General features: G+C 67.8%; 21 protein-coding genes and 1 riboswitch. Of the genes, 5 read left to right on the top strand and 16 right to left on the bottom strand.

The genetic code is table 11. The features are described 5' to 3' along the window. Positions 1–7 precede the first annotated feature (7 nt). The 4 genes from glyS to C8D95_RS08645 form a co-directional block, all read right to left on the bottom strand. Positions 8–2,089 (bottom strand): glycine--tRNA ligase subunit beta, encoded by a 2,082-nt coding sequence (gene glyS, locus C8D95_RS08660; protein WP_109758774.1) that lies wholly within the window; start codon positions 2,087–2,089, stop codon positions 8–10. 84 nt (positions 2,090–2,173) lie between these two features. Continuing rightward, positions 2,174–3,010: a DUF1206 domain-containing protein gene (locus C8D95_RS08655; RefSeq protein ID WP_109758773.1), complete on the bottom strand. Its 837-nt coding sequence runs from the start codon at positions 3,008–3,010 to the stop codon at positions 2,174–2,176. A gap of 55 nt (positions 3,011–3,065) precedes the next feature. After that, complete coding sequence (locus C8D95_RS08650; protein ID WP_109758772.1) at positions 3,066–3,587, bottom strand: DUF6446 family protein; 522 nt, start codon at positions 3,585–3,587, stop codon at positions 3,066–3,068. Between the two features lie 4 nt (positions 3,588–3,591). After that, positions 3,592–4,533, bottom strand: a complete 942-nt coding sequence (locus tag C8D95_RS08645) for a glycine--tRNA ligase subunit alpha (protein WP_109758771.1) — start codon at positions 4,531–4,533, stop codon at positions 3,592–3,594. Between the two features lie 150 nt (positions 4,534–4,683). On the opposite strand from C8D95_RS08645, the gene C8D95_RS08640 reads away from it, so the two are divergent. Then, on the top strand, positions 4,684–6,378 hold the full coding sequence (locus tag C8D95_RS08640) for a serine protease (RefSeq protein ID WP_109758770.1): 1,695 nt from the start codon (positions 4,684–4,686) through the stop codon (positions 6,376–6,378). A gap of 3 nt (positions 6,379–6,381) precedes the next feature. Here the strand turns inward: C8D95_RS08640 and C8D95_RS08635 are convergent, their stop codons facing one another. The 6 genes from C8D95_RS08635 to metZ are packed head-to-tail and all read right to left on the bottom strand — an operon-like array spanning position 6,382 to position 12,114. Next, positions 6,382–7,830, bottom strand: coding sequence for a TrkH family potassium uptake protein (locus tag C8D95_RS08635; protein ID WP_109758769.1), 1,449 nt, complete (start codon positions 7,828–7,830; stop codon positions 6,382–6,384). Between the two features lie 31 nt (positions 7,831–7,861). Then, positions 7,862–8,431, bottom strand: coding sequence for a DUF6151 family protein (locus C8D95_RS08630; RefSeq protein ID WP_126918546.1), 570 nt, complete (start codon positions 8,429–8,431; stop codon positions 7,862–7,864). A 59-nt stretch (positions 8,432–8,490) separates the two neighbouring features. After that, positions 8,491–9,591, bottom strand: a complete 1,101-nt coding sequence (gene folE2, locus C8D95_RS08625) for a GTP cyclohydrolase FolE2 (RefSeq protein WP_109758767.1) — start codon at positions 9,589–9,591, stop codon at positions 8,491–8,493. Positions 9,592–9,644: 53 nt separating this feature from the next. Next, positions 9,645–10,403, bottom strand: coding sequence for a glutamine amidotransferase (locus tag C8D95_RS08620; RefSeq protein ID WP_109758766.1), 759 nt, complete (start codon positions 10,401–10,403; stop codon positions 9,645–9,647). Then, positions 10,403–10,930: a GNAT family N-acetyltransferase gene (locus tag C8D95_RS08615; protein WP_109758765.1), complete on the bottom strand. Its 528-nt coding sequence runs from the start codon at positions 10,928–10,930 to the stop codon at positions 10,403–10,405. Before C8D95_RS08615 ends, C8D95_RS08620 begins: the two co-directional genes overlap by 1 nt. Further along, positions 10,930–12,114, bottom strand: a complete 1,185-nt coding sequence (metZ, locus tag C8D95_RS08610; RefSeq protein ID WP_109758764.1) for an O-succinylhomoserine sulfhydrylase — start codon at positions 12,112–12,114, stop codon at positions 10,930–10,932. Before metZ ends, C8D95_RS08615 begins: the two co-directional genes overlap by 1 nt. A gap of 53 nt (positions 12,115–12,167) precedes the next feature. Continuing rightward, a riboswitch (SAM riboswitch) is annotated at positions 12,168–12,246 on the bottom strand. Between the two features lie 101 nt (positions 12,247–12,347). Here metZ and C8D95_RS08605 point away from each other — a divergent pair. Further along, positions 12,348–12,683 (top strand): PilZ domain-containing protein, encoded by a 336-nt coding sequence (locus C8D95_RS08605; protein ID WP_109758763.1) that lies wholly within the window; start codon positions 12,348–12,350, stop codon positions 12,681–12,683. Here the strand turns inward: C8D95_RS08605 and C8D95_RS08600 are convergent. Both C8D95_RS08600 and C8D95_RS08595 read right to left on the bottom strand, forming a co-directional pair. Then, positions 12,680–13,288 carry an inner membrane-spanning protein YciB gene (locus C8D95_RS08600; protein WP_109758762.1) on the bottom strand — a complete coding sequence of 203 codons (609 nt, stop codon included), beginning with the start codon at positions 13,286–13,288 and terminating at the stop codon, positions 12,680–12,682. The two genes, C8D95_RS08605 and C8D95_RS08600, sit on opposite strands and share 4 nt — an antisense overlap. 25 nt (positions 13,289–13,313) lie before the next feature. Next, positions 13,314–14,213 (bottom strand): EamA family transporter, encoded by a 900-nt coding sequence (locus tag C8D95_RS08595; protein WP_109758761.1) that lies wholly within the window; start codon positions 14,211–14,213, stop codon positions 13,314–13,316. A 65-nt stretch (positions 14,214–14,278) separates the two neighbouring features. Here C8D95_RS08595 and C8D95_RS08590 point away from each other — a divergent pair, with 65 nt between their 5' ends. Beyond that, the gene (locus tag C8D95_RS08590; RefSeq protein ID WP_109758760.1) at positions 14,279–14,776 is read left to right on the top strand and encodes an MgtC/SapB family protein; all 498 of its coding nucleotides are present in this window, start codon (positions 14,279–14,281) and stop codon (positions 14,774–14,776) included. Between the two features lie 20 nt (positions 14,777–14,796). Here the strand turns inward: C8D95_RS08590 and ftsY are convergent, their stop codons facing one another. After that, complete coding sequence (gene ftsY / locus C8D95_RS08585; RefSeq protein ID WP_109758759.1) at positions 14,797–15,915, bottom strand: signal recognition particle-docking protein FtsY; 1,119 nt, start codon at positions 15,913–15,915, stop codon at positions 14,797–14,799. Between the two features lie 106 nt (positions 15,916–16,021). Here ftsY and C8D95_RS08580 point away from each other — a divergent pair, with 106 nt between their 5' ends. After that, entirely contained in the window at positions 16,022–16,414 is a 393-nt protein-coding gene (locus tag C8D95_RS08580) for a hypothetical protein (RefSeq protein WP_109758758.1), read from the top strand. 70 nt (positions 16,415–16,484) lie between these two features. Here the strand turns inward: C8D95_RS08580 and xseA are convergent, their stop codons facing one another. After that, positions 16,485–17,984, bottom strand: a complete 1,500-nt coding sequence (xseA, locus tag C8D95_RS08575; protein ID WP_109758757.1) for an exodeoxyribonuclease VII large subunit — start codon at positions 17,982–17,984, stop codon at positions 16,485–16,487. 75 nt (positions 17,985–18,059) lie between these two features. Between xseA and purD the strand changes: the two genes are divergently transcribed. After that, positions 18,060–19,325 (top strand): phosphoribosylamine--glycine ligase, encoded by a 1,266-nt coding sequence (purD, locus tag C8D95_RS08570; RefSeq protein ID WP_109758756.1) that lies wholly within the window; start codon positions 18,060–18,062, stop codon positions 19,323–19,325. Between the two features lie 73 nt (positions 19,326–19,398). Here purD and C8D95_RS08565 read toward each other — a convergent pair whose 3' ends face one another. Both C8D95_RS08565 and C8D95_RS08560 read right to left on the bottom strand, forming a co-directional pair. Continuing rightward, positions 19,399–20,091, bottom strand: coding sequence for a hypothetical protein (locus C8D95_RS08565; RefSeq protein ID WP_109758755.1), 693 nt, complete (start codon positions 20,089–20,091; stop codon positions 19,399–19,401). Next, a partial coding sequence (locus C8D95_RS08560) for a hypothetical protein (RefSeq protein ID WP_211312621.1) occupies positions 20,088–20,624 on the bottom strand: 537 nt, incomplete at its 5' end. The genes C8D95_RS08560 and C8D95_RS08565, both read right to left, overlap by 4 nt.

Raw genomic sequence — 20,624 nt, 5'->3', positions numbered from 1 at the left:
CCTCGCGTCAGCCCTCGAGCCGCGTCAGGTCCGCGACGCCGAGGCAGAGCGCGCTGATGCGGTGCAGGAGGTTCAGCCGGTTCCGCCGCAGGATCTGGCTCTCGGCGTTCACCTGCACCGCCTCGAAGAAGGCGTCGATCGGCGCGCGGAGGTCGGCGAGAGCAGCCATCGCCGCGCCGAAATCCTCGGACTGCATGGCGGGCGCGATCTTCGCCTGCGCGTCGTCGAGCGCGGCGAAAAGCGCGCGTTCCTCGTCCGTCTCGGCCAATTTGGGATCGGGGCCGTAGGAGTATTCGACCCCGTCCTTCTCCTGCGCCTGCGTCAGGATGTTGTGCGCGCGCCGGAAGCCCTGGAGAAGGTTGCCCCCGTCTTCGGTGTCGAGGAAGGCCTGCAACGCCTCGGCGCGACGGACGAGAAGGGTCAGGTCGTCCGCGTTCGGCATGGCGAGGCAGGCGTCGATGACGTCATGCCGGATGCCCCGGTCGCGGAGGTAGACCTTGAGGCGGTCATGGAGGAAGCTCCTCATTTCATTGATGTCCGCGAAAGCGTTACTTCGTGGGCCAGCAATCTCGTTAGCTCGCTGAAACATATCGTTCAGGGCAATTCGAAATTCGTTAGCTGCAATCAACCGGATCACCCCCAGCGCCGCCCGCCTCAGCGCAAACGGATCCTTCGACCCCGTCGGCTTCTCGTCAATCGCCCAGAAGCCCGTCAGCGTGTCGATCTTGTCGGCCAACGCAACGGCCACCGACAAGGGCGCCGAAGGCACGTCGTCGGACGGACCGAGCGGCTGGTAATGCTCGCGCGCCACCGCCGCCACATCCTCGCCCTGCCCGGCGGCCTTGGCGTAATAGGCCCCCATCACCCCCTGTAACTCGGGGAACTCGTAGACCATCTCGGACGACAGGTCGGCCTTGGCCATCCGCGCCGCCGTCTCGGCCTTCTCCGGGTCCGCACCCACCAGGGGTGCTAACTCCCGCGCCAGAGCCGCGATGCGCTCGATGCGCTCGGCCTGAGATCCTAACTTGTTGTGGAAGGTCACCGCCTTCAGCGCCTCCAGCCACTCGCCCATCCCTGCCTTCGCCACGCGCAGGTCGTTCTCCCAGAAGAACTTGGCATCCGACAGCCGCGCCGACAGCACCTTGCGGTTGCCCTTCAGGATCGTCGCGCCATCGTCCGCCGTCTCGCGGTTGGCCACGGTGACGAAGCGCACGATGCGGCCCGCCTTGTCCGTGACGCTGAAGAACTTCTGGTGTTCCTTCATCGATGTCCGCAGCACCTCGGGCGGCAGGTCCAGGAACTCCGCCCCGATCTCGCCCATCAGCACCACCGGCCATTCGACGAGGCCCGCGACCTCGGCCAGAAGGCCCTTGTCCTCGACCAGCTCCAGCCCCTGCGCGAAGGCCGCCTGCGTCGCGTCGTGCCAGATATGCTCGGCGCGCTCCTCGGCCGAGAGGATCACATGCGCCCGCTTCAGCTTCGCCACGTAGTCGTCGAAGGACGACACGCGGAACGCACCCGGAGCCATGAACCTGTGCCCGCGCGTGGTATCGCCGGCCCGGATGCCGTCGATCTCGACCGGCACCACCGTCGCCTCGCCCGCCTCATCGGTCACAAGGCAGAGGATCGAGTGCAGCGGACGCACCCACCTCAGGGTGCCCGCGCCCCAGCGCATCGACTTCGGCCAGGGGAAATCGCGCACCGTGCGCTCCAGCACCTCGGCCACGATCTCGGCCGCAGGACGCCCGGGCTTCTCGACCACCGCGAACCAGACCTGGCCCTTCTTGTCGTCCCGCGCCTGAAGCTGGTCCTTCGTCAGACCCGTCGAACGCAGGAACCCCTCCAGCGCCTGATCCGGTGCGTCGGTGCGCGGACCTTTGCGCTCCTCCCGCAATGCGGGCGAACGGTCCAGTAGCCCCTCGACCGCCAGCGCAAGACGGCGCGGCGTGGCGAAGGCGGCGGCATGGGCATAGGTCAGCCCCGCCTCGACCAGACCGTCCGTCATCAGCCTGCGCAGATCCTCCGCCGCCTGCCGCTGCATCCGCGCGGGGATTTCCTCGGAGAAGAGTTCGATCAGAAGATCGGGCATGGGGGATGGGTCCGGTTCAGCTCAGGGTTCAGGGGCGGTGGATAGCCGTCCCTCCCGCCCCCGTCCAGTCCCGGACCCGGTGCGTCAGGCCCCGGCCTGGCGGGCCTTTTCCTCGGCCCAGTCGCTGATCGTCTGCACATCCGGTCCCGCGCAACGCGGCACGATGCGGTAGATCGCCTCGATGGCGTTCTCGAGCGCATAGCCCAGCAGCCCGAGTCCGAGGAGCCCCAGAAGCACCCGCCCGAACGCCATGCCGCGCACATAGGACAGCGCGTCGCCGACGCCCTTGGCCTCGCTCGGGTCCGACTGCAGGGCGGCGACAACCAGGAACGCGCCCACGATCCCCACGACGATGGCATGGGCCACGAACCCGGCGCGCATCGCGGGGTCAAGGCGCCGCGTCGTGGGTGTCACGCGGATGTTGCGCTCATAGGTGCGCGCCCAGCCCTTGTAGAGGTGGAAGGCACCCACGCCGAGGAGGGCCACGCCCACCGCGGCCGCGATCCACTTGCCGAAGGGCATCCCCATCATCTTCGTGGTCCAGTCGCCCCCGCCCGAGGAGTTCCCCCGCGCGAGTGCGATGACCGACACGCCAAGCGCGCCGTACCAGATGCCCGACACAACGAGGGCGACGCGCGCGAAGACCCCCTTCTCGTCGTCGCCACGCCTCTCGAGATCGTACCACGCCGCGACCAGCCGCCAGGCGGCGAAGCAGATAAGCCCAAGCCCGATGAGCCAGAGGAGCGCGTTGCCGAAAGGTTCGTCCCTGAGCCTCGCCAGCGCCCCCTGGGTGTCCTCGGTCTGACCGCCGGCCCAGGCCGCGGCCAGCGTCAGCCCGCCAAGCACAGCATAGACCGCGGCGCGGGCGCTGTATCCCACCCGCATCATCGGTACGACCCAGTTCGGTGCAGTGTCTGACATCGGCGCGTCCTCCTGCCGGACAAAGCGCCTGCCAACGCATTCGGTTCCGCCGAGGCTACTGCTCGGGAGGAGCCGGACAGCCCTGCGGCAAGGGATCTCCATCGAAGAAGGCCTGGCCGCAGGCGTTGATCTGGTGCCAGACGAAGCCGCGTCCGTCCTCGCCGATGGCAACCACGCGGTCGAAGCCGTAATGGATGTTGCCCTCGCCCAGGAAGGCCGTCGCCGTCCCCTCCTCCAGTGCTGCACCGATGGCAGCGGCGTCGAAGCAGTCGAACCAGCCCGGTGCCACGTTCGGCACCGCACCCTCATAGACGACATAGCTTTCGGTCAGCATCGCCTGGCTCAGCCCGGTCTCGAAACAGGCCCGGTAGCGCAGGGGGGAGCTGTCGGCGTCGATGGCGCGCACGGACTCGGCCCCGATCGCCTCGGGCGCTCCCGTCGCCACCGACGTAAGAAACACCTCGGAGTCCTCCGCCGAGACGGTGTCGTAGAAGGCGTAGACCTGGAAATAGTACATCGCCGCGCCGGCGATCAGGCCCGAGACCACGAGGATCATGGCGACGATTTTCCCGCTCATGCCCTCACGCCGCCGCCCCGGCCGCGTCGGTCGTGACGAAGGCATCTGCGCAGGCCTTCGCCAAAGCCCGCACCCGCCCGATATAGGCCTGGCGCTCGGTCACGCTGATGACGCCGCGCGCATCGAGCAGGTTGAAGAGATGGCTCGCCTTGATGCACTGGTCATAGGCCGGATGCGCCATGACGATGCGCTTGCCGGTCTTGGGATCGACGTCGTCCGCCTCGAGGATGCGACGGCACTCGGCCTCGGCGTCCTCGAAGTGCTTCAGGAGCATGTCCGTGTCCGCCACGTCGAAGTTCCACCGAGAATACTCCTGCTCGGTCTGCCGGAAGATGTCGCCATAGCTCAGCGGGATCGGCGACTGAGGGTCGTTGAACGGCATCTCCATGACGTGATCGATGCCGAGGACGTACATCGCAAGTCGTTCCAGCCCATAGGTCAGCTCGCCCGAAACCGGCTTGCAATCGTGCCCGCCGACCTGCTGGAAATAGGTGAACTGCGACACTTCCATCCCGTCGCACCAAACCTCCCAGCCAAGCCCCCAGGCGCCGAGCGTCGGGCTTTCCCAGTCGTCCTCGACGAAGCGGATGTCGTGAAGCGCGGCGTCGATGCCGATGGCCTCGAGCGAGCCGAGATAGAGCGCCTGAAGATCCGGCGGCGACGGCTTTATCAGCACCTGGTACTGATAATAGTGCTGAAGCCGGTTCGGGTTCTCGCCATAACGCCCGTCGGTCGGCCGCCGGGACGGCTGGACATAGGCCGCGGCCCAGGCCTTTCTGCCAAGTGCCCGCAGTGTCGTCGCGGGGTGGAAGGTGCCCGCGCCCACCTCCATGTCGTAGGGCTGCAGGATCGCGCAGCCCTTCGACGCCCAATAGCTCTGAAGCCTGAGAATGATCTCCTGGAAGCTCTTCGGGCGCACCGTGTCGGACGGGCTGTGGGCGGACATGGGCGGAACCTCTCGCAACTCGCGTTCTCAATAGGCAACAGGCCCGACGGGGTCAATCTGACCCCCTTGAAACCCCTCGCACTCGGTCCAGCCTTTCTCTAGAACAGCCGCAATCGGCGCCCCGGGGGGCCTCCAAGGATCGGGATCGGTATGAACGTTTGGCGGGTCATCGCAGCCATTTGCCTGAGCATCTTCCTGGCCGGGACCGCCTCGGCGCAGCAATCCTGGGTGCAGATCGAGGCGCAACCTACGGAACGCGAAGCCCTTTCGCGCGCCAACGCCTATGCCGCCCAGCTTCCCGACGTGAACGCCTTCCGGCTTCGCTCGAACTGGCACGCCATCGCCCTCGGCCCCTATTCCGAAGCCGAAGCGCGCCAGCGCCTTCTTGAACTGCGGGCCTCCCGCGCCGTGCCGTCCGACGCCTTCGTGTCAGACGGGCGCTCGTTCCGCGACCGCATCTTCGGCACCGGCGTCGCCGCAACCGCGCCCGCCGCGCCCCTTACCCCGCCGCCCGTCCTCGAAGCCGGCGAGGAGACCCCTGCCGAGGCCCGCCGCAGCGAGGCAGAGCTCACCCGCGAGGACCGCGCCCTGATCCAGACCGCGATGCAGTGGGAAGGCGTCTACTCCTCGGTGATCGACGCCTCCTTTGGTCCCGGCACCCGCCGGGCGATGGCCGACTGGCAGCAGCTCAACGGCTACGAGCCGACCGGCATCCTCACGACGCTCCAGCGGCGCGAACTCGTCGACGGCTATCTCGGCGTCCTCGACGCGCTTGGCCTTACCCCCGTGATCGACGAACGGGCGGGCATCCAGGTCGACATGCCTGCGGGCCTCGTCCGCTTCGACCGCTACGAGTCGCCCTTCGCGCACTATGCGCCCGCAACCGACGACGGCGTGCGGGTCGTCCTCATCAGCCAGGCGGGCGACGCGAACACGCTCGGCGCGCTCTACGACATCCTCCAGACGCTCGAGATCGTGCCGATCGAGGGAGAGCGTGAGCTTACCCAATCCGAGTTCACCATCGAGGGCACGAACGCGACGACCCAGTCCTATACCTACGCGCGCCTCACCGGCGGCGCGGTCAAGGGCTTCACCCTGGCCTGGCCCGCCGGCGACGAAAAGCGCTTCCGCCTGGCCCTGTCCCGGATGCGCGACAGCTTCACGCCTCTCGAAGGCGTCCTGCCCGACACCGAAGGCACGGCGATCCAGAACATCGACCTTCTCTCGGGCCTCGAGATCCGCCGCCCCGGCACCACCGCCTCGGGCTTCTACATCGACGGCTCGGGCACTGTCCTGACCACCTCGGGCGCCGTCGCGCAATGCGCCCGCGTGACGCTCGACGGCGAGGTCGAGGCGCAGGTGACGGCGCGTGACGACGCGCTCGGCCTCGCCCTTTTGACACCCCGCGAGTCGCTCGCCCCCCTGTCGGTCGCGCGCCTCTCGACGAACGAGCCCCGGCTTGCGTCCGACATCGCCGTGGCGGGCTACAGCTACGGCGGGCTTCTGTCGGCGCCGGTCCTGTCCTTCGGCACGCTCGCCGACGTGAAGGGCCTCGACGGCGACGACCGTGTGCAGCGTCTCGACGTCTCGAACGAGCCCGGCGATGCGGGCGGCCCCGTCTTCGACGGCTCGGGCGCCGTGGTGGGGATGCTCCTCGCCCCGCGCGCGGGCGACCGCCAGCTTCCAGGCGACGTGGCCTTCGCCGCCGACGCTCCTGCCCTGTCCGACTTCCTTGCGGCGAACGGCATCGCTCCCGACGAGACCGCGATGGGAGACCTGATGGCGCCCGAGGACCTGGCGCTTCTCGCCACCGACCTGACCGTGCTGGTGTCCTGCTGGAACTGAGCCTCAGCCGCGCCAGAACCGCGAGGTGAAGAGGACGAAGACGACCATCAACTCAAGCCGGCCGCAGAGCATGGCGAAGGTCAGGATCCATTTCGCCATGTCGTTCAGCGTGCTGAAGTTGCCGGCGGGTCCGATGATGGGACCAAGGCCCGGTCCCACGTTCGCGATGGCCGTCGCGGCCCCGGACACCGACGTCACGAAATCGAGCCCCGTCGCCGACAGAAGCACCGAGAACACCCCGAGCGACACGAAGAACAGCGTCAGGAACGCCGTCACCGACGACAGCACGTCTTCGGTCAGCGTCTGCCCGCCGTAGCGGATCTGGAACACCCCGTTCGGGCTGTGGATGCGCCGGATCTGCGTCGCGATGGCCGCGATCAGGATCTGGTAGCGGAAGATCTTGACGGAACAGCAGGTCGACCCCGCGCATCCCCCGATCAGCCCGATGAAGAAGAACAGCACGACCGGAAACGGTCCCCAGAGCTGGTAGTCGACGCTGGCGTAGCCGGTTCCGGTGATGATCGAGGTGATGTTGAACGTCGCTTCCCTGAGAGCGTGTGTGAAGTGATCGCCATTCGCAAGAAGTCGATAGGCTGTCATGACCGCAATCAGGAGGGCGATCAGCCAGAAATAGGCCCTGATCTGGACATCGCGGTAGAACGGCAGCGCCGACCCCGCGAGGATCTGGACGTAGCGGACGAAGGGCAGGCTTGCCAGCACCATGAAGACCGAGGCGACGTACTCGGGCGCCCCCTGGTAGTTGCCGAAGGACGCATCGTGTGTCGAGAACCCGCCGGTCGACACCGTCGTCAGCGCATGGTTGACCGCGTGGAACCAGGTGAAGCCGCTGGCGAGGTAGGACAGCACGCAGGCGATCGTCAGCCCCACGTAGACGATCGAGATGCGCGAGGCGATCTCGGCCGCGCGGGGCAGCACCTTGCCGTCGGTTTCGAAGGCTTCCGAGCGGAAGATCTGCATCCCGCCCACCCGAAGCTCCGGCAGGAAGGCCATCGCGACGACGATGATGCCGACGCCGCCGAACCATTGCAGCATCGACCGCCATAACAGGATCCCCGCCGGGAGGTCGTCGAGCCCCACGAAGACCGTGGCGCCGGTCGTGGTCACGCCGCTCATCGCCTCGAAATAGGCGTCCGTGAAACTGGCGTCGGTGGCGCCCCGCATGAAGGGGATCGCCCCGAAAAGCGGCAGCACCACCCAGACCATCGTCGTCAGAAGGAAAAGCTGGCGGTTCTCCATCCGGCCCGAGACCGAGTTGGCCGAGGCCAGCGCGATCAGCCCGCCGGTAAGGATGGTGACGACGGCGGCTTCGAGAAAGACGCCCGCCTCGTCGTTCCCGGCGGCGAGGTCTGCCATCATCGGCAGGACCATCGACGCGCCGATGGCGGCGACGACGAGGCCGATGATGTATCCGACGGGCCGGAAGTCGATCATGCGGGACCCCTGTCCCTGCCGTTCGGCAAGGTCAGCCAAGGTAGGCCGCACGCCGTTCCGCCTCGTCGAGAACCTTCGGCGCGGACACCGGCGCGCCCTTGGCATCGAAGAAGGGCGTCGCCTTGTAACGCCCGGACAGCCGTGCGCCCGCGACATGCGACAGGTGTCGCACGATGGCGCCGACGACGGCCAGTGCGCCGCTCTTCGGCGAGCCCTTGTCCATCATGCGCGCGGCGAGCGGCGGCAAGGCATCCCGAGGGGTAAGGTTCCAGGCGATGACGCCCGCGTGCGGCACGCCGGGCGTTCCGGCGGAATTGACGAAAGGCGTCCCGCAGCATCCGGCGTACCAGCGGATCGGACCCTTCTTCGTCAGCCGCAGGGACTGGAGGTGTTCCTGCCCCTCCAGCATCTCGACCCGGTCCACCGTCGTCAGAAGTAGGTCGGTCCCGCCCCGCGCGTCCATCCTGTCGCCGCGCCCCAGGTGCCGCGCGTGGGCCTGGCAGTCCTTGCAGGCGCACACGATGCGCGTTCCCTTAGACAGGCCGATGCGGGCGTGCATCTTGCCGCAGTCGCACCGCCAGTCACACGTCCGATCCGTCATCCGAAGCCTCTCCACGCGGGCCGCCACTCTAGCAGCGACCCGCGACCGGGCAAGCGCCCTCAGCCCGGATGCACGAGCGTCCCGAAGAGGCGGGGATCGAGGCTCGCCTGGGCGAAGGTAGGGCCGCCGGTCAGCACCGACACGGCGTCATGGCTGTGCAGGCTTTCCTGATGGCTCGCCACCACGCGGTAATCGCCGATGCGCGGATCGGCCTCGATGGCTTCGGCGAAAAGCCGCGCCGCATCCTCGACGAAGATCGGGTTGGCCGCGTTCAGTTCAGCGAAGGCCTGCTCGTCCTCGCGCTTGACCATCACCTGCGTCTCGGTCGGCACCGCGCGGCGGCACAGCGCCACCGCATCCTCGAACCAAAGCGTGCCGGCGTCGGGTTCCAGAGCCAGCGACAGCCGCGCGACCGACCGCTGCGAATGCGGCGTCGCCAGTTGCCCGCGCGTCCGACGCGCGTGTTCGGAGAGTTCCAGCGAGCAGGGGCAGGTCGAGGAATAGACGTAATCGAGGTGCAACACCCGCAGCCGCTCGTCGTCCTGCTGCGCCACTTCCAGCGCCAGGTCATAATACTGCCAACCCTTCAGGCCCGAGCGCAGGCTCGCCACCTCCATCGGATAGGACAGCCGCATCTGGATCCGCGCATCCTCGGCATCGAGGTGCGCGCAATAGTCGTCGAGCGCCGACTCGATCACCTCGAAACTGAAGGCGCGCTCGACATGCGCATAGAAGCTGCGCATGATGCGGCTCATGTTGATGCCCTTGCGGCCCGCGTCGAGGCTGACCGTGCCCGTCACCGAGACGTCGACAAGCCGCTCGCCACCGCTCTTAACCTTGAATCGCACCGGCAGCCGGAAGTTCGAGATGCCGACGTGCTGGATCTTGGACCTCGCGCCCCGGATCAGGGATTCGGGACCGTTCTGCAGGTCGGGCAGCGTGGCGCGATAGGCCTCGTCCGACAGGAAGTCGACCGGATAGGCGCGCGAGAAGTCGGGATAGCCGTTCGACCGTCCGACCAGCAGCGCGCGCAGGGCGGGATCAAGCCGCTCGACCTCGTCCGCCGTCGCCTGTCCTGCCCAGTCGCGCAGGACCGACAGCGCCTCGGCGGCGTCGTCCGGCGTCAGGTCCCGTCCCAGTGGCTTCGAGTGAATGGTCATCCGTCTTTCCCCTTCGTGTCCCGCGAGGATATCCCGTCGTCCTTGCCGTTTCTTTACGAAGGGGAAGGTACGCCGGATCTTACGTATGTCTCGACGAAACGCCGCAGGATGCGCTCCGGCACCGTGACCTCGGCCGAGAGGCAGGCACGGGTCAGATCTTCTGCCGCCTCGGGGTCGAAGTATCCCCGGTTGCGATAGATGCGGATTCGGTCCGCGAAGACCTGCCCGTCCGCCTCGGGATGGAACTGCGTCGCATAGACGTTCCGCCCCGCGCGGATCATCTGGAACGGGCAACCTTCCGACCCCGCAAGGTGAACCGCTCCCGGCGGCAGCGCCTGCACGGCCTCCTTGTGGCCGACGAGCGCCGCGAACCGATCCGGCAGACCCCGCAACAGCGGATCGGAGCGTCCCTCCTCCGTCACCTCGCAGGTCACGGCCGACACAGGCTCGCCGTACTGCGCCTTCGAGACCTCGCCGCCCAGGTGATGCGCCAGAAGCCCGATGCCGTAGCAGCAGCCGAGGAAGGGCAAGTCACGCCCGACGATCTTGGGCATCAGCGCCAGAAGCTCGGCCTCGGCGCGCGCCTCGACCGGATCGCGTGTCGCCGGGTCGTCCGAGACGCAACCCGGCCCGCCGCCCACGATCACCGCCCCGAAATCGTCCAGGGAGACGTCGCGGGGCAGCGGTCCCTGCTCCATGCGGATGCGCCTCACCTGGCTCTCGTCCAGCCCGCCCTTGTCGAGGAAGGCGCGAAACTCGCCGTCCGACGCCTCGTCCTCGGGGCGGAGTTGAAGGATAAGGACGCGCGTCATCAGGTTTCCGCTCGAGCGTTCGAGGCTTCGGATATGGGGGCGGCTGCCGCCTCCTGCCAGTCCGGGACCGGGAGCACCTTCTCCATCACCGCATTGCGCAACGCGACCCCGTTGCGCACCACTTCCTGCCGCCGCACGACGCGCCAGCCGTGACGGAGGAAGAACGGCTCGGCCACCAGGCTCGCCTCGGTCCTCAGGCGCGTCACCCCGACCGACCGCGCGCGGCCTTCGACCACGGCGTAAAGCGCATGGCCCACGCCTTGCCGCGCGAAGGTGGGATGGACATAGGCGAGGTCCAGCAAGTCATCCTTCAGGCACATGAACCCGGCGACTTCGCCCCCGACCTCGGCCACGACAACGTCCAGGCCGTCGAGCCGTCTGGTCCACGCCTCGACCGTCGGCACGGCGGGCGACCATGCTGCGCGCTCCGCCTCGCTGTAGGCCTCCGCCGCCTGCACGGCGGCATGGAACACCTCGGGCAGCGCGGGGACATCCTCCGCGCGGCCGGACCTCACCACGACGTCCATCAGACCGCGTCCAGCGCGGCTTTCAGGTCGTCGATCAGGTCGTCGGCATCCTCGAGCCCGACCGACAGCCGCACGAGCCCCCGCGTGATGCCAAGCGCGTCGCGCTGGTCGTCGCTCAGGCGCTGGTGCGTCGTGGTTGCGGGATGCGTCACGATCGACTTCGCGTCGCCCAGGTTGTTCGAAATCACGACGATCTCGAGCGCGTTGAGGAACCGGAACGCCGCTTCCTGCCCGCCCTTCAGGTCGAGGGAAATCACCGTCCCCGCCTTTTCGAGCTGCCGCATGGCAAGGGCGTGCTGCGGATGGCTTTCCAGCCCCGGATAGATCACCCGCGCCAGCCGCGCATCGCCCTCCAGCGCCTGCGCCACCTTCAACGCCGCATCCGCCTGAGCATGGACGCGCAGGTCCATCGTCTCCAGCCCCTTCAGCAGCAGCCAGGCGGTGAACGGGCTCATCGCGGCGCCGGTGTGCTTGAGATACGGCTCCAGCGTCTTGCGGATGTAATCCTTCGTCCCGAGGACCACGCCGCCAAGGACGCGCCCCTGCCCGTCGATGTGCTTTGTCGCGGAATAGACCACCACGTCCGCGCCCAGCGCGATGGCGCGGGAAAAGACCGGCGTCGAAAAGACGTTGTCCACGATCACCAGCGCGCCCGCGTCATGCGCGATGCGCGCCACCGCTTCCAGGTCGATGACCTCCAGCGTCGGGTTCGACATCGATTCGAGAAACACCGCCTTCGTCCCCGGCCTGACCGCCGCCCGCCACTGGTCGAGGTCGGTACCGTCGACGAAGGTCACCTCGACGCCATAGCGCGTCAGCACCTCCTCGAGGATGTAGAGGCACGACCCGAACAGCGCGCGGGCCGAGACGACATGGTCTCCCGCCCGCAGCATCGAGGTCAGCGCGGCATTCACCGCCGCCATGCCGGAGGCCGTCGCGAAGGCGTCCTCGGCCCCCTCCAGCGCCGCAATCCGCTCCTCGAACATCCGCACGGTCGGGTTGCCGTAGCGGGCATAGATGAACTCGTCCTCGCCCGCCTTCTCGAACCGCGCCGCCGCCTGCTCGGCGCTTTCGTAGACAAAGCCCTGCGTCAGGAAGATGGCTTCCGACACCTCGTTGTACTGGCTCCGGCGGATGCCGCCGTGAACCAGCGTCGTCCTGCGCTTCCAATCCTTCTTCGACATGGGGACGCCTCCTTTCCACAACAAAAAGCCCCCACCGCACGAGCGCCGGGGGCGGAAGTCCGTCCCAGACCTCTTTAGCGGAATGTTTAACGTGGCCCGCAATCCGGTGAACAAATCGCCACGGTGCGGGCCTGCTAGACCTCCGCGCTGGTCTCGTCAAGAGACTTGGGGGATCAGCCAATCCTTAACCTTCGCCGCCCTACCCTGCGCCCGACCGGCCGGGAGCGCGCCACATGATGATGAGAGAGACATTCAACAGGCGGTTCAGCCCGAACCGCCGCCGCACCTGTGTCGAGGCCTGGTTTCACCGGGACGCCGAAACCCGCGATGGGGGCAGCCGCCTCCGCATCACGATCCGCGACGTCAGCTACGACGGGATGCGGCTCGAGGTCGAAGAGGCGCTCGCCCCCGGCACCGCCGGCGCAGTCGAGGTTCTGGGAACCCGCATCCCCGCCATCGTCCACTGGTGGAAGAACGGTCAGGCCGGGGTCCACCTGGCCGAACGGCTCGACCGCGACCTTCTCGTGGCCCTCGAAGCCGCCGACGACGACCTGGCCGAGTACCGCTAGGCGTCCCCGCCTTCGTCCTCGATCATGTGACGCTGCAGGGCGAGGATCTGGATCCACAGGAACAGGAACATCAGAAGCGGAAAACCGAAGGTCTCGATCTTGACCCAGGCGTCCGTCGACATCGTGCGCCAGACGATCTCGTTGCCGATGGCCAGCGCCGCAAAGAACAGCGTCAGACGCCAGGTCAGCTTCATCCAGCCCTCGTGCGTCATCGGCAGGAACTCCGACATGACCCAGGCGAGGTACGACCGCCCCTGCAGAAGCCCCACACCCAGGATCAGCGCGAACAGCCCGTAGACCAGCGTGGTCTTCATCTTGAAGAACCTCTCGTCGTTGAACCACACCGTCAGCCCGCCGAAGACGACCACCATCACGACGGTGAAGACCTGCATCCGGCTCAGCTTTCCCGTCAGCCGCCACAGGATCGCAAGCGACAGCAGAAGGATGGGCACGAAGGCCGCGGCAGCGACAATGAAGCCGGAATACTCTCGCCCGCCAATGAGATAGGTCTCGTCCCTCATGTAGAGGTAGGCGACGAAGAACAGAAGCGGCGGCCCCAGTTCCAGGACCTGCTTCACCACCGGGCTGATTTCCTTACCGCTCATCGCACACCTTTTCCTGTCATCGACGTCATCCGCCCATTTCCACCAGTACCGCCCCCGCCGCGATCAGCACGATCAGCAGAAGCCGCCTCGGTCCCACGCCCTCGCCCAGCATGATCCACCCGAGGAACGCCGCGAACACGACGCTCGTCTCGCGCAGCACCGCAGCCTCGCCCACCTTGTCGAGCCGCGTGGCCAGCATGATCCCCCCGAAGGACAGGAACGCCACCACCGCGCCAAGGACGCCCAGCCGCAGAACCGGGCCGAGAGGCCGGGGCAGCCGCCCCCGCCGCAACACCATATAGCCCACCGGAATGGTGATCCCGTCGATGAGGAAGAACCAGGCGATGAAGGTGAAGGGATCGGGCGTCGCGCGGATCGCATAGGCGTCCCACGTCGTATAAAGCGCCACGAACCCGCCCGTGATCACCGCCAGTCCAAGCGCCAGGGGCAGCTTCGCCCGGTCCACCACGATGTGGCGCAGGTTGTAAAGCGCAAGCCCAAGGATCCCGCCCATAAGCACGGCGACGCCCAGCCATTGCAGAGGCGCGAAGGTCTCGCCGAAGACCAGCATCGCGCCCACCAGCGTGAAGGCCGGCGACGACCCCCGCACCACCGGATAGACGACGGTATAGGCGCCCGCCGAATAGGCCGCGCCCTGCGCGAGCTTGTAGCCGACATGAATCGCCCAGGCGCCGGCGAACAAGGGCCAGACCTCCGGCTCCGGCGCGGGCACCAGGAACAGGGCCATGGGAAGCGCCATCACGACATAGCAGGCGTCGATCGCGGCGCGCGCCGTCCAGGGGTCCGTCTTTCCCTTCTGCAACGCACCGAAAAGCGCGTGCAGGAACGCCGCCTGCAAGGCGAGCGCCAGCGCCAGGTGCCGTCCGGCTTCGGTGCCCTCGAGAGAGACCAGCCATTCGCTCACCCCCCTGTCGCCGAAACCGGAACGGGGTATCGTGCGTTGTGTCGCGCGAAACGGACGGGACAGACATGATCGAGACCATCGTCGACGAATTCACCGGCACCTTCAGCAGGGTGCCTTTCGAGATCGCGGCGACGCGCCTTCTCGCCGCCGTCCTCCTCGGGGCGGTCATCGGCTTCGAGCGCGAGCGGCGCGAAAAGCCGGCGGGCCTTCGGACCAACATGCTCGTCTCGATCGCCGCCTGCCTTTTCGTCGTCGTGGGCATCGAGCTGTCGTCCATCTCCTTCGGCGACGAGGGCTCGCAGCGCCAGGACCCGCTCCGCCTGATCGAGGCGGTGACGGCGGGCGTGGCCTTCCTCGCTGCGGGCCTCATCTTCACCTCGGGCGGAAAGGTCCGTAACATCACCACCGGCGCCACGCTCTGGCTCGCCGGTGCGGTCGGTCTCGCCTGCGGTGCGGGACAGATCCCGCTCGCCGCGATGGCGACGGTCATCGTCATCGTAATTCTGACCGTCATCCGCCAGTTGGAGCGTCTGATGGGCACTCACGAGGACCCCTACGCCTGAGGCGCCACAGAAGTCGAGCCTCACGCGCCAGCCCCGGTCAGGGCCTTGGCGAAGTCCTCGGGATCGAAAGGCGACAGGTCGTCGATCTGCTCGCCCACACCGATGGCGTGGATCGGCAGCCCGAAGCGGTCGGCGAGAGCCACCAGCACACCGCCCTTCGCCGTGCCGTCGAGCTTGGTCATCACGAGGCCTGTGACGTCGGCGATCTTGCGGAAGATCTCGACCTGGCTCAGCGCGTTCTGGCCCGTCGTCGCGTCGAGGACGAGGATCGTGTTGTGCGGCGCCTCGGGATCCTTCTTGCGGATCACGCGGACGATCTTGGCAAGCTCCTCCATCAGGTCCTGCCGGTTCTGCAGCCGCCCTGCGGTGTCGATCATCAGAAGGTCCGCGCCCTCGGCCTCGGCCCGCGCCATCGCGTCGAAGGCAAGGCTCGCCGGGTCCGACCCCTCGGGCGCCGTCATCACCGGCACGCCCGCGCGGTCGCCCCAGATCTGAAGCTGCTCGACGGCGGCAGCGCGAAAGGTGTCGCCCGCCGCGATCACCACCGACTTGCCCGCCGCGCGGAACTGGCTGGCGAGCTTCCCGATCGTCGTCGTCTTGCCCGAGCCGTTGACGCCCACGACCAGCACCACCTGCGGCCGCTTGGCGTAAAGCGGCATCGGCTTCGCCACCGGCTCCATGATGCGCGCGATCTCGCCCGCCATCACGGCCTTCAGTTCCTCGGTCGAGAACTTCCGCCCGAAGCGCCCCTCGGCCATGTTCGCGGCCACCCTTGCGGCCGTCTCGACGCCCATGTCCGAGGTGATGAGAAGCTCCTCGATCCGCTCCAGCATGTCGTCGTCGAGCGTCCGGCGCACCACCGTCTCGGGCGCAGCGCGGCCCGTAAGCCGCCCCAGCAACCCGCCCCTGTCGCGCGGCGGCGCGGGCGTGGGCGCGGGCGTCATCGCCTCGACGGGCGGTGGCGCCGGATGCGCGGCGGGCGTAGGCGAGGGCGGAGGTGCGGGCGGAACGTCGGGAGCGGGTTCCGGCGTCGCCGCCGCCTCCTCCGTGCCGCCGTCCTCGACGATGGCCTCGAGCCCCTCGTCGATCTTCGACGAGGACTTGAAGAGCCGGTCCTTGAGCTTCGAGAAGAATGCCATGACTTCCACCTAATCCGCGTGTGCGGAAGATGGAAGCCCGGCGGGAGGGCGCCGCCGCCGCGTGCCACCCCTTCCCTGCGCCCGCGCACCATGTCACTCTCGGCCCATGCGCGCCCTCGTCCTCACAGCCCTCCTCGCCGCAACGCCGGCCCTGGCCGAAACCCCGCTCTCCGCCGCCGAGTTCGAGCGTATCGTCACCGGGCGCACCCTCTCCTACGCTTCGTCGGGCGGAGAATACGGTGCCGAGGAATATTTCGAAGGCCGCCGCGTACGCTGGTCCTACCTCGACGGCGACTGCGCCGAGGGTCGCTGGTACGAGGCGGGCGAGCAGATCTGCTTCGTCTATGACACCATCCCCGAGGTCCAGTGCTGGACCTTCTACCAGCGCGACGGCCGCCTTTTGGCGAAGTTCGAGAACGACCCCGGCGTCACCGAACTTTACGAGACCAGCCGCCGCGACGGCCCGCTCATCTGCCTCGGTCCCGAGGTGGGCGTCTAGACCACCCCTCCCGCTTCATCTTGCCAGAAATACGCATCCCAACCCTCCGCGCCTTCGCGGCGGCCAGGGGTCAGCCCCGCCGCACCGGCACCCGACCGTCGCGGAACTCGATCTCCAGCGCCTCGTTCTTCCGCGCCTCACCTGCCTCCGTCACCACGGCCCCGGCCCCGTCGCGCACCACCGCATAGCCCCGCGCCAGCGTCCCCTGATAGCTGAGCGTCCCCAGCATCCGCCCGAGCGCGTCCAGCCGGTCCCGCCGCCGAAGGCGCCCCTGCGCCTCGCAGCGGTCCAGCGCGGCAGCCGCCCGCGCCAGCGCGTCGCGCCCGCGTCCCAGCCGCAGCACAAGCGGCTCGGCCCGCAGCCGCACCTTTCCCAGCCGGTCGCGGTGCAGCGCCACATCGCGCGTCAGCGCCGGCGCCAGCCGCCCGCCGCAGGTGTCCAGCCGCCGCTGCGCCTCCCTCAACCGCGCCCTCAGCGCCGCAGGCCGCAACGCCCCCGCCACCGCCTCGAAGGTCTTCCGCTTCCGCGCCGCCGACCGCTCCAGCGCCGCACCCAGCCGTGCCTCGGCCCGGTCGAGCCTCTGGCGCGGGTCCGACAGCAGCGTCTCGGGCCGGGGCAGGATGCGTGAGAGATCCGACAGCCGCTGACGCCGCCGCTCGACCCCCTGCCGCACACCGCGCAAGAGCCGCGCCTCCTGCTCGCGCGTCCAGGCGATCAGTTCGGCCCGCACCGGCACCGCCATCTCGGCCGCAGCCGTCGGCGTGGGCGCGCGGCGGTCGGCCACATAGTCGATCAGCGTCGTGTCCGTCTCGTGCCCCACCGCCGAGATCAGCGGGATGGCCGACTCCGCCGCCGCCCGCGCCACGATCTCCTCGTTGAACCCCCATAGGTCCTCGATCGACCCGCCGCCCCGCGCCACGATGATGAGATCCGGGCGCGGCAAGGCACCCCCCGGCGTCAGCGCATTGAAGCCCCGGATCGCGGCGGCGACCTGCGGCGCGCACTCCTTGCCCTGCACGGCCACCGGCCAGATCATCACCTTGCGCGGGAAGCGGTCCCTCAGCCGGTGCAGGATGTCCCGGATCACCGCACCCTGAGGCGACGTCACCACCCCGATGATCTCGGGCAGGAACGGCAGCGGCTTCTTCCGCTCGGCCGCGAACAGCCCCTCGGCGGCCAGCGCCTTCTTCCGCCGCTCGAGCATCGCCATCAGCGCGCCCTCGCCCGCGACGGCGATCCGCGTGACGTTCAGCCCGTACTTCGACGAAAACCCCGAGGCCGTCATCTTGCCCTCGGCGATGACCTCCATCCCCTCCTCGGGCATCAGGTCGAGACCCGCCATCTGCCCCTTCCAGGTCATGCAGGACAGGACCGACTTGTCGTCCTTCAGATCGAAGTACAGATGCCCGGACCGCGCATGGACGACGCGGCCCACCTCGCCCCGCACCCGCACATGGGCCATCTCGCCCTCGAGGATGCGGCGCACGGTGCCCGCGATCTCCGACACGGTGAACTCGGGCGTGTTGTCGCCTGCGCCGCCGCCGTCGCCCACATGCTCGAACAGGTCCATCGGCTCCCCTCGCGCTTGTCTAGCAGGCGCGTTTCGTGTCTATCGGCGCCGACCATAGCGAAGGGGGCGCGCACAGTGAATATCCTGATCCTCGGCGGCGGCGGACGCGAGCACGCGCTGGCCTGGGCGGTGCTCCAGAACCCGAAGTGCGACAAGCTGATCGTGGCGCCGGGCAACGCCGGGATCGCCGCCATCGCCGACTGCGCCCAACTCGACATCCTCGACGGCGGCGCGGTGGCGACCTTCGCCGAAGAGAACGCCATCGACTTCGTCATCGTCGGCCCGGAGGCTCCCCTCGCTGCGGGCGTGGCCGACGACCTGCGCGGCGCGGGCTTCCTCGTCTTCGGTCCCTCGAACGAGGCCGCCCGCCTCGAAGCCTCGAAGAGCTTCACCAAGGAGATCTGCGACGCCGCTGGCGCTCCCACCGCCGCCTGGGCCCGCTTCACCGAGACCGACCCCGCGAAGGCCTACATCCGCGAGCAGGGCGCCCCCATCGTCGTGAAGGCCGACGGCCTCGCCGCCGGCAAGGGCGTCGTCGTCGCGATGACCGAGGAGGAGGCCGAGACCGCCATCGACGAGATGCTCGGCGGCCAGTTCGGCGAGGCCGGCGCGGACATCGTGATCGAGGAGTTCATGTCGGGCGAGGAAGCCTCGTTCTTCGTCCTCTGCGACGGCACGGACGCCCTCGCCATAGGCACAGCGCAGGACCACAAGCGCGTGGGCGACGGCGATACCGGCCCCAACACCGGCGGCATGGGCGCCTATTCCCCCGCCCCCGTCCTGACCGACGAGATCGCGCGGCGCGCCATGGACGAGATCGTGAAACCCACGCTGGCCGAGATGTCGAAGCGCGGCACCCCCTATCAGGGCGTCCTCTACGCCGGGCTGATGATCGAGAACGGCACCCCCCGCCTCGTCGAATACAACGCCCGCTTCGGCGACCCCGAATGCCAGGTGCTGATGATGCGCCTCGGCGCGCAGGCGCTCGACCTGATGCAGGCCGCAGCCGAGGGGCGGCTTGCCGAGACGCGCGTGAACTGGGCCGACGACCACGCGATCACGGTCGTCATGGCCGCCACAGGCTATCCCGGTGCCTACGACAAGGGCAGCGAAATCCGGGGGCTGGATGCGATGCCCGAGGACTCTTTCCGCATGGTCTTCCACGCCGGCACCGAGGCGCGCGACGGCGCCATCGTCGCCACCGGAGGCCGGGTCCTGAACGTCACCGCGCGCGCCGCGTCCTTGGCCGAGGCGCGCGACGCCGCCTACGCGATGATCGACGGCATCGACTGGCCCGGCGGCTTCTGCCGCCGCGACATCGGCTGGCGCGCGCTGCCCTGAGGCAGTCTGCGGTCGATGAAAACGCGGTAAAGCCGGGAGACATCTCCGCTGGCAAGGCGGAGGGTGGTCCGGCTCATTCCGGCTCGCATTCCTCAAAACTGTTCTCGAAGAAATCCGTCACCCGCCGGACGTGGTCTTCCCACTCGGAAATGTCTCCGACGGAAACCAGGAACTGCGCTTCCCACCCGTTTCCCATGTAGTAACTCGCTTCGCAGGCACCCGTGCGGGGCGACAGCGGGCACCGCATTGCCAGCGGTATGGATTTGTCTTCCGGCACGAGCTGCAGATCAAGAGGCAGCACGCGGCAGCGGGCTGGGACCTGCTCCTGCGGATTGTAGTCTTCATTGGTCTTCAGAGAGATCAGCCCGTGATCGAACGGCTCCTCTAGGCAGGCGCCCGGCGGGGGATTTGTCCGTTCCCTGATCCGGCCCGCATACGTGAGATCATCCAACGGAAAATATGCTGCGCCGATACCAGTCCTCACCGGATCGTCCATTATGTCTGGTGTCAGATAAGGCGCCGGAACCAAAAAACGGGGTGCGTTGCCAAATGGGCTCGCTCGACCTTTGAGGTAGAAGTCGACATCGCCGGCCTCATGCGACAGGCATATAGGTTTGTTTGCCTTCTCGTACCGATGTTTGATCGTTTCGGCGAACGCTCCGGACGAGACGGCGATCATCGAGACGATCACGAGCAGTCTCGTGTAGAGCAGGGAATGCCCAGAGACGTCTCCGCGGGCAAGGCAGGCGAGGGTGACGCAGGTCATTCCGGCTCACATTCCTCTAAACTGTTCTCGAAGAAATCCGTCACGCGCTGGACGTGGTCTTCCCACTCGGGAATGTCCCCGACGGAAACCAGGAACTGCGCTTCCCACCCGTTTCCCATGTGGTAACTCGCTTCGCAGGCACCCGTGCGGGGCGACAGCGGGCACCGCATTGCCAGCGGTATGGATTTGTCTTCCGGCACGAGCTGCAGATCAAGAGGCAGCACGCGGCAGCGGGCTGGGACCTGCTCCTGCGGATTGTAGTCTTCATTGGTCTTCAGAGAGATCAGCCCGTGATCGAACGGCTCCTCTAGGCAGGCGCCCGGCGGGGGATTTGTCCGTTCCCTGATCCGGCCCGCATACGTGAGATCATCCAACGGAAAATATGCTGCGCCGATACCAGTCCTCACCGGATCGTCCATTATGTCTGGTGTCAGATAAGGCGCCGGAACCAAAAAACGGGGTGCGTTGCCAAATGGGCTCGCTCGACCTTTGAGGTAGAAGTCGACATCGCCGGCCTCATGCGACAGGCATAT

The sequence above is a fragment of the Silicimonas algicola genome, from assembly GCF_003148765.1.
Lineage (GTDB): Bacteria > Pseudomonadota > Alphaproteobacteria > Rhodobacterales > Rhodobacteraceae > Silicimonas > Silicimonas algicola.
Note: the sequence above shows the minus strand (reverse complement) of the source record. Positions and strands in the feature narration are given on the sequence as shown.

Bases quoted from the DNA above. Each gene is read 5' to 3' on its own strand.
- xseA (WP_109758757.1), bottom strand. From the start codon at position 17,984: ATGGACCTGTTCGAGCATGTGGGCGACGGCGGCGGCGCAGGCGACAAC.
- C8D95_RS08655 (WP_109758773.1), bottom strand. From the start codon at position 3,010: ATGTCAGACACTGCACCGAACTGGGTCGTACCGATGATGCGGGTGGGA.
- C8D95_RS08640 (WP_109758770.1), top strand. From the start codon at position 4,684: ATGAACGTTTGGCGGGTCATCGCAGCCATTTGCCTGAGCATCTTCCTG.
- C8D95_RS08565 (WP_109758755.1), bottom strand. From the start codon at position 20,091: ATGACCTGCGTCACCCTCGCCTGCCTTGCCCGCGGAGACGTCTCTGGG.
- glyS (WP_109758774.1), bottom strand. From the start codon at position 2,089: ATGCCCGATCTTCTGATCGAACTCTTCTCCGAGGAAATCCCCGCGCGG.
- C8D95_RS08650 (WP_109758772.1), bottom strand. From the start codon at position 3,587: ATGAGCGGGAAAATCGTCGCCATGATCCTCGTGGTCTCGGGCCTGATC.
- C8D95_RS08590 (WP_109758760.1), top strand. From the start codon at position 14,279: ATGATCGAGACCATCGTCGACGAATTCACCGGCACCTTCAGCAGGGTG.
- C8D95_RS08620 (WP_109758766.1), bottom strand. From the start codon at position 10,403: ATGACGCGCGTCCTTATCCTTCAACTCCGCCCCGAGGACGAGGCGTCG.
- C8D95_RS08615 (WP_109758765.1), bottom strand. From the start codon at position 10,930: ATGGACGTCGTGGTGAGGTCCGGCCGCGCGGAGGATGTCCCCGCGCTG.
- folE2 (WP_109758767.1), bottom strand. From the start codon at position 9,591: ATGACCATTCACTCGAAGCCACTGGGACGGGACCTGACGCCGGACGAC.
- metZ (WP_109758764.1), bottom strand. From the start codon at position 12,114: ATGTCGAAGAAGGATTGGAAGCGCAGGACGACGCTGGTTCACGGCGGC.
- ftsY (WP_109758759.1), bottom strand. From the start codon at position 15,915: ATGGCATTCTTCTCGAAGCTCAAGGACCGGCTCTTCAAGTCCTCGTCG.
- C8D95_RS08635 (WP_109758769.1), bottom strand. From the start codon at position 7,830: ATGATCGACTTCCGGCCCGTCGGATACATCATCGGCCTCGTCGTCGCC.
- C8D95_RS08605 (WP_109758763.1), top strand. From the start codon at position 12,348: ATGATGATGAGAGAGACATTCAACAGGCGGTTCAGCCCGAACCGCCGC.
- C8D95_RS08600 (WP_109758762.1), bottom strand. From the start codon at position 13,288: ATGAGCGGTAAGGAAATCAGCCCGGTGGTGAAGCAGGTCCTGGAACTG.
- C8D95_RS08580 (WP_109758758.1), top strand. From the start codon at position 16,022: ATGCGCGCCCTCGTCCTCACAGCCCTCCTCGCCGCAACGCCGGCCCTG.
- C8D95_RS08645 (WP_109758771.1), bottom strand. From the start codon at position 4,533: ATGTCCGCCCACAGCCCGTCCGACACGGTGCGCCCGAAGAGCTTCCAG.
- C8D95_RS08630 (WP_126918546.1), bottom strand. From the start codon at position 8,431: ATGACGGATCGGACGTGTGACTGGCGGTGCGACTGCGGCAAGATGCAC.